The 14,125-nt window shown below is 37.6% G+C and carries 17 protein-coding genes and 1 tRNA gene; 9 read left to right on the forward strand and 9 right to left on the reverse strand.

From position 1 onward, the window contains the following. Nucleotides 1-15 precede the first annotated feature (15 nt). The 3 genes from B3139_RS12705 to B3139_RS12715 all read right to left on the reverse strand — a co-directional run bounded on the left by B3139_RS12705 (nucleotide 16) and on the right by B3139_RS12715 (nucleotide 2,713). On the reverse strand, nucleotides 16-345 hold the full coding sequence (locus tag B3139_RS12705) for a DUF6660 family protein (RefSeq protein WP_293883633.1): 330 nt from the start codon (nucleotides 343-345) through the stop codon (nucleotides 16-18). A 360-nt stretch (nucleotides 346-705) separates the two neighbouring features. Further along, nucleotides 706-1,872, reverse strand: a complete 1,167-nt coding sequence (locus B3139_RS12710; protein ID WP_293883635.1) for an alpha-hydroxy acid oxidase — start codon at nucleotides 1,870-1,872, stop codon at nucleotides 706-708. A 184-nt stretch (nucleotides 1,873-2,056) separates the two neighbouring features. Further along, complete coding sequence (locus tag B3139_RS12715) at nucleotides 2,057-2,713, reverse strand: response regulator transcription factor (RefSeq protein WP_293883637.1); 657 nt, start codon at nucleotides 2,711-2,713, stop codon at nucleotides 2,057-2,059. Between the two features lie 321 nt (nucleotides 2,714-3,034). On the opposite strand from B3139_RS12715, the gene B3139_RS12720 reads away from it, so the two are divergent. Then, the gene (locus B3139_RS12720) at nucleotides 3,035-3,535 is read left to right on the forward strand and encodes a hypothetical protein (RefSeq protein ID WP_293883639.1); all 501 of its coding nucleotides are present in this window, start codon (nucleotides 3,035-3,037) and stop codon (nucleotides 3,533-3,535) included. A 6-nt stretch (nucleotides 3,536-3,541) separates the two neighbouring features. Here B3139_RS12720 and B3139_RS12725 read toward each other — a convergent pair whose 3' ends face one another. Continuing rightward, nucleotides 3,542-5,695, reverse strand: a complete 2,154-nt coding sequence (locus tag B3139_RS12725; protein ID WP_293883641.1) for a mechanosensitive ion channel family protein — start codon at nucleotides 5,693-5,695, stop codon at nucleotides 3,542-3,544. Nucleotides 5,696-5,775: 80 nt separating this feature from the next. Beyond that, a complete protein-coding gene (locus tag B3139_RS12730) occupies nucleotides 5,776-6,009 on the reverse strand; it encodes a hypothetical protein (RefSeq protein ID WP_293883643.1) in 234 nt (77 codons plus the stop codon). A gap of 253 nt (nucleotides 6,010-6,262) precedes the next feature. On the opposite strand from B3139_RS12730, the gene B3139_RS12735 reads away from it, so the two are divergent. From B3139_RS12735 to B3139_RS12750, 4 genes are all read left to right on the forward strand, one after another. Continuing rightward, the gene (locus B3139_RS12735; protein ID WP_293883645.1) at nucleotides 6,263-7,006 is read left to right on the forward strand and encodes a nucleotidyltransferase domain-containing protein; all 744 of its coding nucleotides are present in this window, start codon (nucleotides 6,263-6,265) and stop codon (nucleotides 7,004-7,006) included. Nucleotide 7,007: 1 nt separating this feature from the next. Further along, nucleotides 7,008-7,739: a metallophosphoesterase family protein gene (locus B3139_RS12740; RefSeq protein WP_293883647.1), complete on the forward strand. Its 732-nt coding sequence runs from the start codon at nucleotides 7,008-7,010 to the stop codon at nucleotides 7,737-7,739. A gap of 171 nt (nucleotides 7,740-7,910) precedes the next feature. Continuing rightward, nucleotides 7,911-8,465: a type 1 glutamine amidotransferase domain-containing protein gene (locus B3139_RS12745; RefSeq protein WP_293883649.1), complete on the forward strand. Its 555-nt coding sequence runs from the start codon at nucleotides 7,911-7,913 to the stop codon at nucleotides 8,463-8,465. An 86-nt stretch (nucleotides 8,466-8,551) separates the two neighbouring features. Next, complete coding sequence (locus tag B3139_RS12750; protein ID WP_293883651.1) at nucleotides 8,552-8,803, forward strand: Rho termination factor N-terminal domain-containing protein; 252 nt, start codon at nucleotides 8,552-8,554, stop codon at nucleotides 8,801-8,803. Nucleotides 8,804-8,861: 58 nt separating this feature from the next. Here B3139_RS12750 and B3139_RS12755 read toward each other — a convergent pair whose 3' ends face one another. Next, nucleotides 8,862-9,065 carry a hypothetical protein gene (locus B3139_RS12755; RefSeq protein ID WP_293883653.1) on the reverse strand — a complete coding sequence of 68 codons (204 nt, stop codon included), beginning with the start codon at nucleotides 9,063-9,065 and terminating at the stop codon, nucleotides 8,862-8,864. A 753-nt stretch (nucleotides 9,066-9,818) separates the two neighbouring features. Further along, nucleotides 9,819-10,379, reverse strand: coding sequence for a DUF4230 domain-containing protein (locus B3139_RS12760; protein WP_293883655.1), 561 nt, complete (start codon nucleotides 10,377-10,379; stop codon nucleotides 9,819-9,821). Nucleotides 10,380-10,580: 201 nt separating this feature from the next. Between B3139_RS12760 and B3139_RS12765 the strand changes: the two genes are divergently transcribed. Then, nucleotides 10,581-10,654, forward strand: a tRNA-His gene (locus B3139_RS12765). A 75-nt stretch (nucleotides 10,655-10,729) separates the two neighbouring features. On the opposite strand, the gene B3139_RS12770 is transcribed toward B3139_RS12765, so the two are convergent. Continuing rightward, on the reverse strand, nucleotides 10,730-11,509 hold the full coding sequence (locus tag B3139_RS12770; protein ID WP_293883657.1) for a class I SAM-dependent methyltransferase: 780 nt from the start codon (nucleotides 11,507-11,509) through the stop codon (nucleotides 10,730-10,732). A 288-nt stretch (nucleotides 11,510-11,797) separates the two neighbouring features. Between B3139_RS12770 and B3139_RS12775 the strand changes: the two genes are divergently transcribed. Continuing rightward, on the forward strand, nucleotides 11,798-12,034 hold the full coding sequence (locus B3139_RS12775) for a hypothetical protein (protein WP_209581952.1): 237 nt from the start codon (nucleotides 11,798-11,800) through the stop codon (nucleotides 12,032-12,034). Between the two features lie 265 nt (nucleotides 12,035-12,299). Here the strand turns inward: B3139_RS12775 and B3139_RS12780 are convergent, their stop codons facing one another. Then, nucleotides 12,300-12,800, reverse strand: a complete 501-nt coding sequence (locus B3139_RS12780) for an RNA polymerase sigma factor (protein ID WP_209581955.1) — start codon at nucleotides 12,798-12,800, stop codon at nucleotides 12,300-12,302. Nucleotides 12,801-13,212: 412 nt separating this feature from the next. Here B3139_RS12780 and B3139_RS12785 point away from each other — a divergent pair, with 412 nt between their 5' ends. Beyond that, nucleotides 13,213-13,365 carry a lmo0937 family membrane protein gene (locus tag B3139_RS12785; protein WP_115048587.1) on the forward strand — a complete coding sequence of 51 codons (153 nt, stop codon included), beginning with the start codon at nucleotides 13,213-13,215 and terminating at the stop codon, nucleotides 13,363-13,365. A 252-nt stretch (nucleotides 13,366-13,617) separates the two neighbouring features. Further along, nucleotides 13,618-14,106 (forward strand): ankyrin repeat domain-containing protein, encoded by a 489-nt coding sequence (locus B3139_RS12790; RefSeq protein ID WP_293883667.1) that lies wholly within the window; start codon nucleotides 13,618-13,620, stop codon nucleotides 14,104-14,106. Nucleotides 14,107-14,125: the final 19 nt, after the last annotated feature.

Below are 14,125 nucleotides of genomic sequence, written 5' to 3' on the forward strand. Positions count from 1 at the left end.
AATATTTAAAAAAAATTAAGCATTAACCTTCGGCGGTTGCCAGATGCTTCCACAATAGCTGGAAACAATTTTGGTATTGAGGACTGGTATACGATTGTCAAAATAAATAGAAACCGGAACGCCAGCTATTTCCGGAAATTGATAAGCATAAGCAGTTATATTTCCGCTACAACAATTGCAATAACAGAAAATTGAACACGCATCAGATGCATCATCACCATGGTTGTGTGTTTGATTGAGCTTTGCTTCCATAGCAGTCTCTTCACAGCGATTGTTCGAATCGCTGCACGGGACAAAGGAAAGTCCCAGAATATAGCCAATCAATATGAAGACTGTTAACCTCATGGATACACAAATCTAAGAAATTAAATTAAAATCCTCTCTCTTAACTGAAAAATCCTCTCGGTACTCATGAACATTTGCTATCGATCAAACCTATTTTGACTTCCTGACTTGGGGAAGTTATTAAACCATCACTGAACGATCACTGAAGAAACACTGTTAAAATGCAAAATTTGGTGCAGCGTTGATCTTTGGTTCTGCACCTTGATATGAACATAAAAATAATAAGCTACAAGCAAAATTGTAAACAAAAAAGGAGATGTTTCCTATGTTTGCATGATACAAACATAGGAGACATCTCCTTTTCTATTGTCGGCACACGCCTATTTCAAGGCCAAATCGATGATCTTTACTACAGAGCACTTAGAGAATAGACTGCAGACGCTGTGGGAAATCCGCTATCTTCGAAAGACTCAGCTGCTTCATGACCTGATACAAATGTGTTTTGAACATATTGATGGTATGTTTGCCGCCTGCTCCACCTAAAGCGCCTACACCATACATAAAAGGCCTTCCCATAAAATTGAATTCTGATCCGACAGCATGGGCACGCGCCAAATCAACACCCGAGCGAATCCCACCGTCCAACATGATTTTAATATTCTTTTTATATTCGGGATTACTAGCCAAACGAATTAATGAATTGATCGAAGACTCACTTGCGTCTAGCTGCCGTCCACCATGATTTGAAACAATCACACCATCAACCCCCAATGCGATTGAAGCCTGCATATCTTCATCTGTTGCAATTCCCTTCAGCACCAACGGGCCTTTCCATAGGTCGCGTATTGCTTTAATCTTTTCAACATCAACTTTACCCGTAAATGTCTTATTCATAAACTGTCCCAGTTGGGCCAAGTCAAGACCTTTTTCCATATAAGGTTTTAAAGTCGCAAAAGAAGGAATACCATATCTTAGCGTCTCAATACCCCAAGTTGGACATGCAAAAGTTTGCAAAATATTTGAAACGCTCATCTTAGGCGGCATGGACAATCCGCTTTTTATTTCACGATACCGAAGTCCGAACGCCGGTACGTCGACCAATACCACCAATACAGGACATTCAACAATCTGTAAACGCTTAATAATGTCATCTCGCAATTTATTCTCGCTAGGATGATAGAGCTGAAACCATGCTTTCCCATTTGACACTTCGGCAATACGCTCAATACTACTTGTCGAAACAGTGCTTAAAATATATGGAATATCATTTTCCGCAGCCGCTTTCGCAAGAATTTCCGGCGCATTCGGCCACATCAGTCCTTGAAGTCCAATGGGCGAAACACCAAATGGCGCGCTATAACGGCGACCAAACAATTCGACAGAAAGATCTATTTCATCGCTCGCTAATAGATATTGCGGTTTTAACAAAATGTTATCAAAATCGTTTTCATTTCTAGCAAGATTCAATTCTTCGTTTGCTCCTCCGGTCAAATAATCAAATGCAAATCGGGGAATCCTTTTCCTCGCTTTAATCTTTAGATCTTCCACAGAAGGATAACGCGTATTATATTCAAATTTTTGGCTCATGATTGATTTTTATTTACAAATAGTCTATAACTGCGCGCCAAACTTAGATAAAATGCATTTCAAATGCAAAATAATTATAACTATTATAAAAATTCAATCATGCCGTTGAAATAGAAATTATTGCTTTAAGCCGATATTATTATAAGGCTATGAGCCCATCGTTTTCTAAGCACAACACTCCACCTTAGCTCAATAATTTTTTCTGAAAACCAAAACGAACAAGTCCCGCCGTATTCTTGGATCCTGTTTTCTCGATCAACTGTTGCCTATGCCCTTCGACTGTCCTTTTGCTTAAATAGATCTGCTCTGCTATTTCAGCATTCGTATGTCCTTGTGCAATCAATTCCAATACGGAAAGCTCCCGCTCAGAAATGTCATATCTGGTCATTATGGCGCTTCGATCCACATCCATATGGGTATATTTCGATAAATTTCTAATAATTTCAATACTCAGTGATGCACTAATATATTGTTCGCCTCGGACAACCTGCTGGATTCCGAAAAGGATTTCCTCAACATTAGAATCTTTTGACAAATAGCCATCAGCACCAAGGTTTAAAATTTCCTGAACTACCTGGATATTATCTTCCATGGATAAAACGATGATTTTTATGTCGACATACTTCTTTTTTACTGCTTGAATGAGCTGGATGCCATCCATCTGGTCCATATGAATATCTGTTAAAATGATATCTGGCTTCGATGAACTGTCTAAATATTCCATGGCTTTTTCACCATTTTCTACCCCAGCTATTACAGTAATGTCCTGTTGTGCCTCTAATATTAGTTGGAAACCGGATCGCACCAATGTATGATCATCCACCAAAAGCAACTGTTTCATAGCTTTCTGTATTTTCGTTTTAGTTTAGTTGAGTAACAGATTTTTGAAAGAAACAGCTTTCAGACCAAAAATGTTTTAATAAAAAAATGTTTGAGTAATTACGAACACTCGCCAATAACTCGGTACATCAGAATTTAAGGAGCATCATTTTTTTTATTCTCTTCTAAAACTGCCTAGTGGAAAATGGAGAAATGCTGCGATCGAATTGGATTATATAGGATCTTGATTTTCGCATTAAATACACAAAATATAAGTATTCCAAACCATAAGATCGCCATCAATGTTCACTTAGTAAACAAATAAAAATCAAGTATCAGTATTATGGAACACACATTCGACTACGTACACGAACTGCTTAATAGACAAATGGCCTTACGAGCCAAAATTGAAGAGAGTCCAATAGCCGGGGATATTAAAATGATTTACGGCCAAGATTTTTATCAAGAGGAAGTAAGAGCGATGGGTTTGGCGATGATTCGTGACGGTTGGGACGTAGAGGGCGAGCAACTCATACAAGATTATGTAGCAGAGCACTATCCAACGCGAACTAATGATGAGCTCATTTGGATTAATAAAATGATGCACCATTTGGAGGCAGTTACTGATACTTTTATCGACAACCTACAAGCTGCGGGCTATAAATGGCTACAGGGTAATGTAGACATGCCTAATGAAAATGTACTTTTTTACCCTGTTCACGAAATTGACGAATTTGGAGCATTATCTACTAAATTAGGCATAAATAATCTGATAGACCTCAAGAATATTGACGAACTGAGAAATGTTCAGGGCTGGATTTATTACCGATATGGAAGTAAATAGCCTCCATTAGGCTGAAGTCACTTTTGAATCATAACGGATGGCTTCGGCTCTAACTCTCTCTAAAAAACTACTTCTAAAGCATTCTATTTTTTGCACATTCTTCAAACCTACTTGAATGGAAATTACATAGGCATCTGCTGTAATGTCTTTTGTTAAAATTTTTACATCAAGATTGGGATCAATCTCCTCAAAAGAAGAAATGATCTCTTTTAGCCATTTTTTCCAATCTTCGATGTTTCGGGCGGTAATGATAGTTAGCTGAAGGTTCAAGCGGATATCAGATTCGTCAAATGTCCAATTGACTAATCGGCCAGAAAGCAAGTCACCATTAGGTATAATTACTTGAGCACCCTGATCGGTCAGTAAGGTACTAGATCGGATTCCGACTTGCATGACTTGCCCTTTTTTGTCTGCAAGTTCTACATAATCGCCAACTTTAAATGGCCGCTCAAATACTAAAATAACACCCGAGACGAAATTGTTGATTATATTTTGCAAGCCTAAGCCTATACCAACACTCAATGCGCCTATAATGACGGTCAGTTTGTCAACTCCCAATCCGAGGATACGTATTCCTATAAGGAAGCCAATAATGAAAATTACGACGCGCACGAGCGGCAACAATGCATTAGGGCGCTGATTTCCTTTTGAATTCGGCCTATCTAGAAGATCCTTTAAGTTCTTTTGAATCCAGTTCGCGGACCATATCACTACAAAAGCTAAAAGAACATCTCCATATGTGTAGGTTACACTGCCGACGGTATGCGTGCTATTCAACAGCCGGTCACCTAACCGACGTAGCTCACTCGTAACATGCAAAGTGTTAGCCCAGATGATAATCCCTATTAAAATAGAAAAAAAACCAGTTATTCGGTGCAATGCCGCAATCAATTTTTGCTTATCAAAACGATTTATAAATTGGTCTTTTTTTGAGTTCTCATAAGAATTAACCACATCATGAGCGAGCATATCACGGAATGCACGCATGGATAATGTTTGCAAGAATCCTACAGCGACTGCAATATTGAATGTGCGTGCTAAGTTTAGAAAACCGAAAATATTAAATATAATCGCAGCGACACCAAAAGATAGTAATAGCCACCGCACAGTAGGTCCTACGTGCGTAAATGGTATTTTTCCATCCCTACTCCACCGTAGCGCCCAAAGTAAACGGATACCCACCAGATTGACAATTACAACAATGATCCGTGAAATCCAATCTGTGTCTAAAATTAAATTGCTGACCAAAACCGCAGTATAGTAAAAGAAAATGGAGTGCCAGACCTTAATTTGTACATCGGACGAGGCGGCACGTATCAGTACGTATAAAAATCCAAATACAAGTAGATAGGTCATTTCCAGCACAAACACTGGAATTCTAAGCGAGGTTAAGGGTAGTAGAATGAGAAAGAAAACGGCAAATTTCAGAATGGGAATCCACCAAGGTTGATTGCGATGTAAGGGTAAAGCTTCATCCACCCCTACTGCGCTCTTTCGCATTTTATATAACCAATAAAAATAGGCAAAGCTGAATATAATCAGCAGAAAGCGACCATCCCATCCAGTGTCATAGTAACTTTGCGAGAAGCCATCCTGTTCGAGATTCTTTTGTATAATATGTTTCCAATGAAACCAAGTGGTAATATTTAAAGCTGCTCGAACCACCTTCTCTTGTTGCTCGGTCTTATCACTAAGATCCTTCATATCCAACAGAAGTGATTCAATATCCCGCCCTAAAATAGCAGCACTGTCTTGAATTGCGTGCCAAGAAGTTGCAGTAGAATCCTGAGGTACCGTCTGTTTTTGCAGGATATTTACTTTCTTCTGTAAAGAAAGCAATGTGGGTTTTACAAATTGTATGTGCTGTTGTACTTGATTTGGCACGACTAATTCATTGTTTGTTCTTTGCCAAGCCACGCTCCGTTTTACACTGTCAAACTCCACATAAGAATGGTCAACCTCACTACGCCATTTTTCGAGAAAGTTTCTCGCCGAAGCAAGTGGGTTTTTGGGCAATGAATCGAGTAAAGCTATCGAATCCTTGGTTCTCAAAACAGAACCAACTTTTTGGGCGTACAATGTAGAAATGAATAAGCTGAGTTGAATCAACAAAATTAACTTTACTACGGTACAGTTTATCGTACCCTTAATAGTTAGCATACTCCTTACTTTTTTTAAATTATATGTTTACTAGAATTTTGCCTGCGAAGCCGCCGCTGTGAGTTATTGACAATACATTTTTAATCTGAAGGTTTATCCCTGTCTAAGTTATCCAACGGTATCCCCTGTTCCTTACTTTTATCATTTTCCTTGTTCATATCCTGCGGCCGGCTTCGATGGATGTTGTCCAATGGAAGGCCGCTTTGTTTGGTTATTGTGTCGGTTTTATCTTCTACTTCGCTATGCTTGTTCGCGTCACCGCACGCGGTCGACGCAGCTGCAATTAAAATTGCTAAATACGTGTATTTTACCATTATCTTCTATTTAATAATTTAACCTTCTGCTGTTCCGTTATGTAGTGGTTATCGTCCACTCAAATAATATCTAACGTATATACTCTTTAATTAATGAATATAATCTTTAGGTATAACGTATGCGGGAGGCATCTCAGGGGTAGCGATTTTTAAATTGAGTACTTCTACCTATTACTGATGTGCCTAATACGCTTTAAACACTGATCGACAAACTACTCGATTTAGTTAACTGTTATAAAAAAAAGCAGACTACATGATTCACTTAGATAATCCACCTGAAGATTGCCTTAGGTTCTTCCGGGATACCCTTCAACTTCTACAGCAGAGTAATAGCCAATTTATGGTGGGCGGAGCCTTAGCAATGTTCCACTATACGGGAATAATAAGGCCCACAAAAGATCTCGATATATTTTGCAAGAGCAGTGAATATCCAAAAATTCTTAAGCATTTTGCCGCCAATGGCTATCAGACAGAATTAACGGATGTTAGGTGGCTAGCGAAGATCTACAGAGACCCTTATTTTATCGATATTATTTTTGATAGTGTCAATCACTATTGTACGGTTCAGCAGGATTGGTTCGACAGAGGGCCAGAAGGAATCCTTTTTGACACGAAGGTGCGCTATATACCAGCAGAAGAGTTGGTGTGGTGTAAGCTCTATGTACAAAACAGGGAGCGACATGATAGCGCTGATATCAATCACATTTTGTTAAAACATGGAAAAAAGCTTGACTGGAATCATTTATTGGCACGCATGGATCAGCATTGGCATCTGTTGCTTGCACAAATACTTATTTTTCAATTTACGTATCCACATGATTATCGCGACATTATCCCAAAAGACCTGTTCGATGAGCTTCTCATGCGCGCATCAGGTCAGTATGAACTACCCCCATGCCTCGAAAAAGTATGCTTGGGACCGCTAATTGACCAAACGCAATACGAGATTGACATTAAAGAATGGGACTATAAATCGTATACTATAAAAACTGTTTGATATGACCAAAACAACGATAGCCGCCTTAGGTGATATACATATGAATGTAAATCAGCAGGGAAAATGGAAAATAGCTTTTGAAGAAATTTCAGAAAAGGCCAAAGTCCTACTATTATGTGGTGATTTAACCGACACTGGCGATGAAGAAGAAGCGGAGCTACTTGTCTCAGAACTGCAGTCCCTAAAAATTCCTGTGCTCGCAGTATTAGGTAACCACGATTATGAAAAAGGACGACAGAAACAGATCCGCCAGATTTTGATTGATAATAAAATTACAGTTCTGGACGGCGAAGCCATTGTAGTCGAAAATATTGGATTTGCGGGCGTGAAAGGTTTTGGTGGTGGATTTGACCGCTACATGTTATCAATGTTTGGCGAAGACGCCATGAAAAGTTTTGTTCAGGAAGCTGTCAATGAGTCTTTGCTGTTGGATCGCGCGTTGGCGCGGCTTGAACAAGAACATGCGGATATAAAAAAAGTCGCTTTGCTCCATTACGCACCTATAGCAGAGACTGTATTAGGAGAACCCGAACAGATCTATCCATTTTTAGGCTCTACACATTTAATGGAGCCGCTGCAACGTCGTAACGTCTGCGCTGCCTTCCACGGGCATGCACATGCTGGAAAATTCAAAGCTTTATCGCCCACCGGAATACCGATTTATAACGTAGCAGTTCCTGTCCTGAAAGCTCATCATGGAAACGATATTGCCTACGCTCTTATTGATATTTAGCGAGATAAGTGGTTCATTCGTTATTTTAAGATTGGGGATTTAAATTTAATCAAAGCAATTTAGGAACAGACTAGCCGAAATGTCCACGTTTAAATTATCTTATTTCAAACTTTAAATGATTTAGATCCGTTATATAAAAGTAAATAAAGAATATTAGTAAAATTTAATTACATGGAAAATTTAAAGAATAAGCGGATCGCCATATTGGTTGCGGATGGATTTGAAGAAATTGAATTAACAAGCCCTAAAGAAGCACTGGAAAATGCGGGTGCAAAGACGGACATTATATCGCCTGTTAATGGAAAAGTCAGAGCAAAGAGTGGAGATGAGTGGTCAAATGATTATCCAGTCGATGTTGCTCTCCAAGAAGCTGAGGAGGATCGATATGATGCATTACTTCTTCCCGGAGGAGTAATAAGTCCCGATAAATTGAGGACAAATAAAACGGCAATTGCCTTGATCAACGCGTTTTGGGAACGGGATAAACCAATTGCAGCAATTTGCCACGGGCCACAATTGTTGATTAATGCAGATTTGGTACGTGATAAAAAGATTACCTCTGTCGCAGCTATTCAGATGGATCTTATTAACGCAGGTGCATTATGGGAAGACAGTGATGTTGTAGTCGACGATAAACTCATCACAAGCCGCACACCCGATGATCTACCGGTTTTCAATAAAACTATCATTCAAGAATTTGCTGCGGATAGGAAGAATAAAGGGTAATAGTACGATCCGATAGCGTACTTAAACAGCCAACTATTAAATGCTGCAACATGTTCAGTCTATAAATAACAATAAACACGGACATTATGAATACGACAAAAAATTCAAGCAGTACGAATGCTAAAGGGCAGTCGCACAACAAAGGTACCGACAAAGGAAAAACATCAGTTACAGCGACTGGAAACAAAGCTTCTTCGTCCAAAAGTTCAAGAAATGAAAACGCAGACAAAACAAAAGCCGAACTCTTAGAAATGGCAAAGAAAATGGAAATCACTGGACGTCATGATATGACTAAAGACGAGTTAATCAAAGCCATTGACAAACATGGAAAAAAATAGCACTATTTTAAATGTATAGCGCTGATATTAAAAAGGCCCGCGGAATTGCGGGTCTTTTTTATTTCCTACTTTCTTTAGGCCTATCCGTAGGATCGTTCGGCATATCGTTAAGTTGATCGACCTGTGGATCTACCCCAGCCTCTGCATCACCTTGATCCTTATCGTTTACATCTCGAATTACTTCTCCATTGACCCCTAGTTTAACTTTTTTCTTCTTCTCCATTTCTGTTCCGACTACGCGATTTTCGTTCTTTGTTGCCATGTCTTTTTAGTTTATTATTGTATAATTATTCTATTTATATCCGCTAATACCACATCGAGATCAGATTTTTTAAATATTCAAGACTGCTATTTAACTTTCAACATCAGCCAGAAAGGCGATATCAACCAAGGTTTCAAGACTTAATTGGGAGCCAGTCCCTAACAAAGGACATTTCAAGCATATTTATGTTAGATCTCTCTGTTTAAATGAACTTATATAGTAGAGGAACAGCCTTCAACTTTATAAAGTTCTTTACAATGCTATTTTTTCAACAACAAAACAAGCACAATACTCTATCCGACAACAATAGATAAATTAAATTCGAAACACTTTCAATTTGAACGTTGTTCTTCAGCTAAGTGTATGCGACTGCATACTACGATTAAAAAATAAAGTGAATATGAAAAATTTAACAAAATTAATTGCCGTTGGACTAGTTTGTCTTGCCGCCTTCGGATGTAACAGCGCTAAGACCGATGATGAGAAATCAAAAGAGTTGATGCGGGACTCCGTCCCAAATGATACTACAACGATACAATATCGTGACACTACTTCTCCACAATCTAGAGGAGAAATCCCACCGACCCCTCAACCGGATACATCAACGACAAGATAAAAACGAATAATAATCTGTTACTGTCATTCCACTCACATTTGGATAACCGTCTATTTTCATTTTATCGGAAATGCACGTAATCGATTCATTACAGAGAGCTAGATCAATTCAATATTTTCTAGCTCTCCTATTTAAATTTATTTGAAAGTCAGATTGATTTTTGAAAATCCCAAACCCTGCAGAAGTGGCTTAAAAACCGTATTGGCATTCGCTTTGGTTTGCTGAAGAATGTCTGATTTTTTAACATCATCTGCAACCGCCTTTTCTGCGGCTTTATATGCCTCATCTACAAGTTCCGCTTCTCTTAAAAAAGCCATCTTGGTATCATATACCTTCGAGGCTTCATGGTCGATCTTAATATAGCAAATTTCTGGAGCCGGTAACCTTATAGCGACTGAATCTCCAATAACTTCAATATCTTCCGGAGTAAGCTTCGTCAGATTTACACAACCTACAGCATCCGCTTTGACAATTAATAATACACTTGCGTCAGGTAAAAATGTATTGACATTCTTATGTTCTACCACATCACTATAACGATATTTCACCAATTCTAATTTCCCCATAGCCTCAATACGATCCACTAATAACTGATGCTTACTTTCCACCAACGGACCACTATTATATTTATTGTAGACAAACCAAGCGCCCCCCGCCAAAATGGCTGCGGCGATTAAAAATTTAAAAAATTTTCCCATAAATTATACTATACAAATTAAAGACCAAGTTGCCTATTTATCTATTTAACCTCGAAATATTACCTGGATACTAGCATAAACTTCGCCAACTTGGTTAAAACAAAAACTATATGTTTTGATAGACAATTGTTTAATTAAAAAGTTTAAAAAACATTTGGAAAATATCAGGTATAATACTACTTTTGTGACATCAAAATCACGGTAGGTATAGCTCAGTTGGTTAGAGCACTAGATTGTGGTTCTAGGGGTCGTCGGTTCGAGCCCGATTACTTACCCAAAAAGCGGATCAATTTAAGTTGATCCGCTTTTTTTATTTCAAGTAGTATGATCAATAATTTTTCTTTCGCCTTCTAGCGCCACATAAAACCACCTATACGGAAAAAACGTAGCAACTTGTTGATCATGGTTAAAGCAGGCTTTTTAACTCTCCATTTTAATCCATCAATTCCTGTAGGAGCTGCATTGAAATCCTTTACTGTTGCCTGCCCTGTTTTCATATGTATCGGTGCCTCATCTCTTCGGTGCTTCTCCACAACCAAGATACTGTCATAATAGTGAAGCGAGCTTACCGAACGTGTAAATCCATTTACTTTCAACCCACGTTGTTCCGAATGATAAGCGTTGATATAATCGATGAAATTCTTACTATATTCAATAAAAGTTCCATTCCTTTTGTGCCCTCCACCGTAAAACACTTGATAAGATGTGTGCAGATCTTCACAGAGATATACACCCGTGTCTTTTACATGATCAAATAGTTCTTCAAAAGTCACAATCTGCTGTTTCATAGTATGGCCGCCATCATCGATTAAAATATCGATCGGTGGAATAGATTCTTTCACCTGACGCAGGAATTTTCGGTCGGACTGTGAGCCAATAAATATCTCCACATTCTCTTCTTCGAGTTCTTTACAGTGTGGGTTGATGTCAATACCGTATATTTTCGCGCGATCACCAAAATAGTTTTTCCACATCTGAAGGCTTCCACCCTGAAAAACCCCCACTTCTAAAACGACGATATCTTTGCCTTTGAAACGACTAAAATGTCTGTCGTATACATCGAAATAATGCATCCATTTATTAATCAATTTTGCATCATTATTTCGGAAATAAATTTCTAACTCGTTCATTTATTTTTGGTCTATTTTGATTCGTTCTTTATTTTTATGTGCTGAATTTATAGAAATATAACGAGAAAAACAATGATATATTTTTTGTTTTTAGCACACCGATTTGGATGATATGACTCTTAAACAATGCCACATTTATTTCTTTGGCTTTATCACTCAAATGAAAACGAATTCTATCGAAACAATTGAGGAAATGGAACACTTATCCTATAAAAAAAATCAAATTTTATTTTTCCTATGATATTCTTCAAATACTCTTGCTACCTTTGTCATTCAAATTAAATAAATATGCCAAAAGAGACAAAAGAAGGGCTTTATCAGGGAATTATAGAGAAAGATGACAATGGAAACTATTTTTGTGGCCCCTACTTACTGGATTATCAGACCGTAGAGACTTACTATAAATTGGGAGACCGTGTTAGCCTTAAAACCATCATTAAAAACACGAGTCGCAAAAGTATGGAGACTTACCCGCAGAAGTCGGTTAAATTTTCTTTTGCTTCTACGGAACATGAAAATGATTAATATTAATTCTGAAAAGGGGATCATTCGATGATCACTTTTCAGAATACCTTCCGACTAAGAAAGGCTGTCAAAGCGATCCTGGAGGTATGAGTTAAGGTAGGATTTCATACTTGAATCAAAACCATCGAAGAACTTTGTAGAGATCCTTCAATTGTTATTTTTATGAGTTATGTTGGTTGAGAAGACTCTAGCAAATAAAGCGTTTTCAAAATTACATATAAGCCAGTCAAATGTTGACTGGCTTGTATGTAATCTGCGGGAACTGCTAGTTCATTCTATACACTTTAAGCTGTTTTTGGAGTTTTTTACGTACCATATGAATTCTAGTCTTAACTGTACCTTCTGGCATATCAAAATAAGATGCGATTTCATGATATTTATAACCGTCCAAAAACAGACGAAAAATTTCATAATTTTCTGAAGTTAAGCTCGTCATCGCTTTTTCGATATCTTCAGCCATGAATTTATTGATTCCTTTATTATGTTCAGTAGTATTTGTACTTTCTAAAACCACGTACTGATCTTGAATTTCAGTAATTCGTTTTGCTTTTCGATACTTATTGATGTACGTATGTTTCATAATGACATATAACCAGCTCATCAATTTTGGATGTTGCACAAATTCATCTATTGACTTCAATGCTCTTATCCAAGTCTCTTGTATCAAATCTTCCTTTTCATCCGGATCAGCTGTAAATTTGGCAGCAAAATGATTAAGCAAACTTCTTTTTTCGTTAATGAGTACGTTTAAATTGTAATTGTTCATAACTTATCCTCTTTCTTTATTCAACTGATTGTTTAAAATGGTTTTACAAGAATAGAGTAACAAGAAGAGTGCTACACTTTAAACCCTTTTTAGCTTTAAAAAGAAATAACATTGGTCCGAGTAGAAATACGTTTTCCAACTCTTCGAAGCCTAATTCGCAAGCTTTAGCAGATTTATTACCTATAATTTAAGTGGCTATCAAAAAAAGAGCAATATTAAAAAAAGATAATAAGGTATTTATTTACTGTTGAAATGTTAGAAATACGTTGAGACTGTATCTTAACGATTCATTTTTAACAGCATAATGTACGCTCCGTATCGTAAACTGAACACTTAAATGATTTAAAATAATTTATCAAAACAAACTATACGTATGCGAATGATGTTCTACTGGAAAAACAAATCAAAAATTATGGGAAATTTATTGTACATCATCGCTGTCATTTTAGTTATCATTTGGGCAATCAGCTTTTTTGGAGGCTATGCTACAGGAAATATCATCCACGTCCTATTGGTTATTGCTATAATTGTTGTACTACTTCGTGTTATTCGTGGTGCCGCCTAGCGTAATAGCATAAAGCTGAAGAGTTAGAAAGCCGAACATGTCCTCGTTCGGCTTTTTTAACAACTGCGAATCAGTAATAACGATGCTTTATCTGAAAAACTGCTTTTTTTGACAACATGTTGGCGTTTATAACCCATTTAAATTAAATTAAATTGTCGGCAAACATTTCGTCTCACAGTTTTGTTCCAACTAAGATACAACGTTTTAAGGCACCGATCAATTTCAATAATCTTAATACAAAATTTATCAACTATGATACAAAATTCAGAAATCATGATACATGCCGCCCGATTAGGCAATATCGAAGTTCTACGTGAATTGATCTATCAGGATACTGATGTCAATACTCGGGATAGCAAAGGCTATACGGCATTGATAATTGCCTGTTATAATAATAAGCTTGCCGCTGCCCAACTATTATTGGAAGCTGGTGCCGATGTGAATGCTCAAGATAATGGAGGCAATACAGCGCTCATGGGAGTAGCTTTTAAAGGTTATTACGATATCGCTAAATTACTAATCAGTTATGGTGCAGATCTAAATTTACAACATGGAAACGGTGGCACTGCTCTGATGTTTGCAGCCATGTTTGGACGAAATGAAGTTCTTCAACTTTTGCTTCACCACGGTGCAAATACGAGTTTGCTTGACATGCGTGGACTATCGGTACTTGACTTAGCCGCGCAACAAGGCAACGATACCGGTTTAGCTCTTTTACAAAATGAAACTATCTCAAAATAAAGAAGCTGTCCGACAAGGG

It is taken from the genome of Sphingobacterium sp. UBA1498, assembly GCF_002325125.1.
Classification (GTDB): domain Bacteria; phylum Bacteroidota; class Bacteroidia; order Sphingobacteriales; family Sphingobacteriaceae; genus Sphingobacterium.

Excerpts from the sequence above, each read along its gene's own strand:
- B3139_RS12715 (WP_293883637.1), bottom strand. The coding sequence starts at position 2,713 with ATGAAACAGTTGCTTTTGGTGGATGATCATACATTGGTGCGATCCGGT.
- B3139_RS12705 (WP_293883633.1), bottom strand. The coding sequence starts at position 345 with ATGAGGTTAACAGTCTTCATATTGATTGGCTATATTCTGGGACTTTCC.
- B3139_RS12710 (WP_293883635.1), bottom strand. The coding sequence starts at position 1,872 with ATGAGCCAAAAATTTGAATATAATACGCGTTATCCTTCTGTGGAAGAT.
- B3139_RS12785 (WP_115048587.1), top strand. The coding sequence starts at position 13,213 with ATGGGAAATTTATTGTACATCATCGCTGTCATTTTAGTTATCATTTGG.
- B3139_RS12750 (WP_293883651.1), top strand. The coding sequence starts at position 8,552 with ATGAATACGACAAAAAATTCAAGCAGTACGAATGCTAAAGGGCAGTCG.
- B3139_RS12780 (WP_209581955.1), bottom strand. The coding sequence starts at position 12,800 with ATGAACAATTACAATTTAAACGTACTCATTAACGAAAAAAGAAGTTTG.
- B3139_RS12775 (WP_209581952.1), top strand. The coding sequence starts at position 11,798 with ATGCCAAAAGAGACAAAAGAAGGGCTTTATCAGGGAATTATAGAGAAA.
- B3139_RS12735 (WP_293883645.1), top strand. The coding sequence starts at position 6,263 with ATGATTCACTTAGATAATCCACCTGAAGATTGCCTTAGGTTCTTCCGG.
- B3139_RS12725 (WP_293883641.1), bottom strand. The coding sequence starts at position 5,695 with ATGCTAACTATTAAGGGTACGATAAACTGTACCGTAGTAAAGTTAATT.
- B3139_RS12730 (WP_293883643.1), bottom strand. The coding sequence starts at position 6,009 with ATGGTAAAATACACGTATTTAGCAATTTTAATTGCAGCTGCGTCGACC.
- B3139_RS12745 (WP_293883649.1), top strand. The coding sequence starts at position 7,911 with ATGGAAAATTTAAAGAATAAGCGGATCGCCATATTGGTTGCGGATGGA.
- B3139_RS12720 (WP_293883639.1), top strand. The coding sequence starts at position 3,035 with ATGGAACACACATTCGACTACGTACACGAACTGCTTAATAGACAAATG.
- B3139_RS12790 (WP_293883667.1), top strand. The coding sequence starts at position 13,618 with ATGATACAAAATTCAGAAATCATGATACATGCCGCCCGATTAGGCAAT.
- B3139_RS12740 (WP_293883647.1), top strand. The coding sequence starts at position 7,008 with ATGACCAAAACAACGATAGCCGCCTTAGGTGATATACATATGAATGTA.
- B3139_RS12755 (WP_293883653.1), bottom strand. The coding sequence starts at position 9,065 with ATGGCAACAAAGAACGAAAATCGCGTAGTCGGAACAGAAATGGAGAAG.
- B3139_RS12760 (WP_293883655.1), bottom strand. The coding sequence starts at position 10,379 with ATGGGAAAATTTTTTAAATTTTTAATCGCCGCAGCCATTTTGGCGGGG.
- B3139_RS12770 (WP_293883657.1), bottom strand. The coding sequence starts at position 11,509 with ATGAACGAGTTAGAAATTTATTTCCGAAATAATGATGCAAAATTGATT.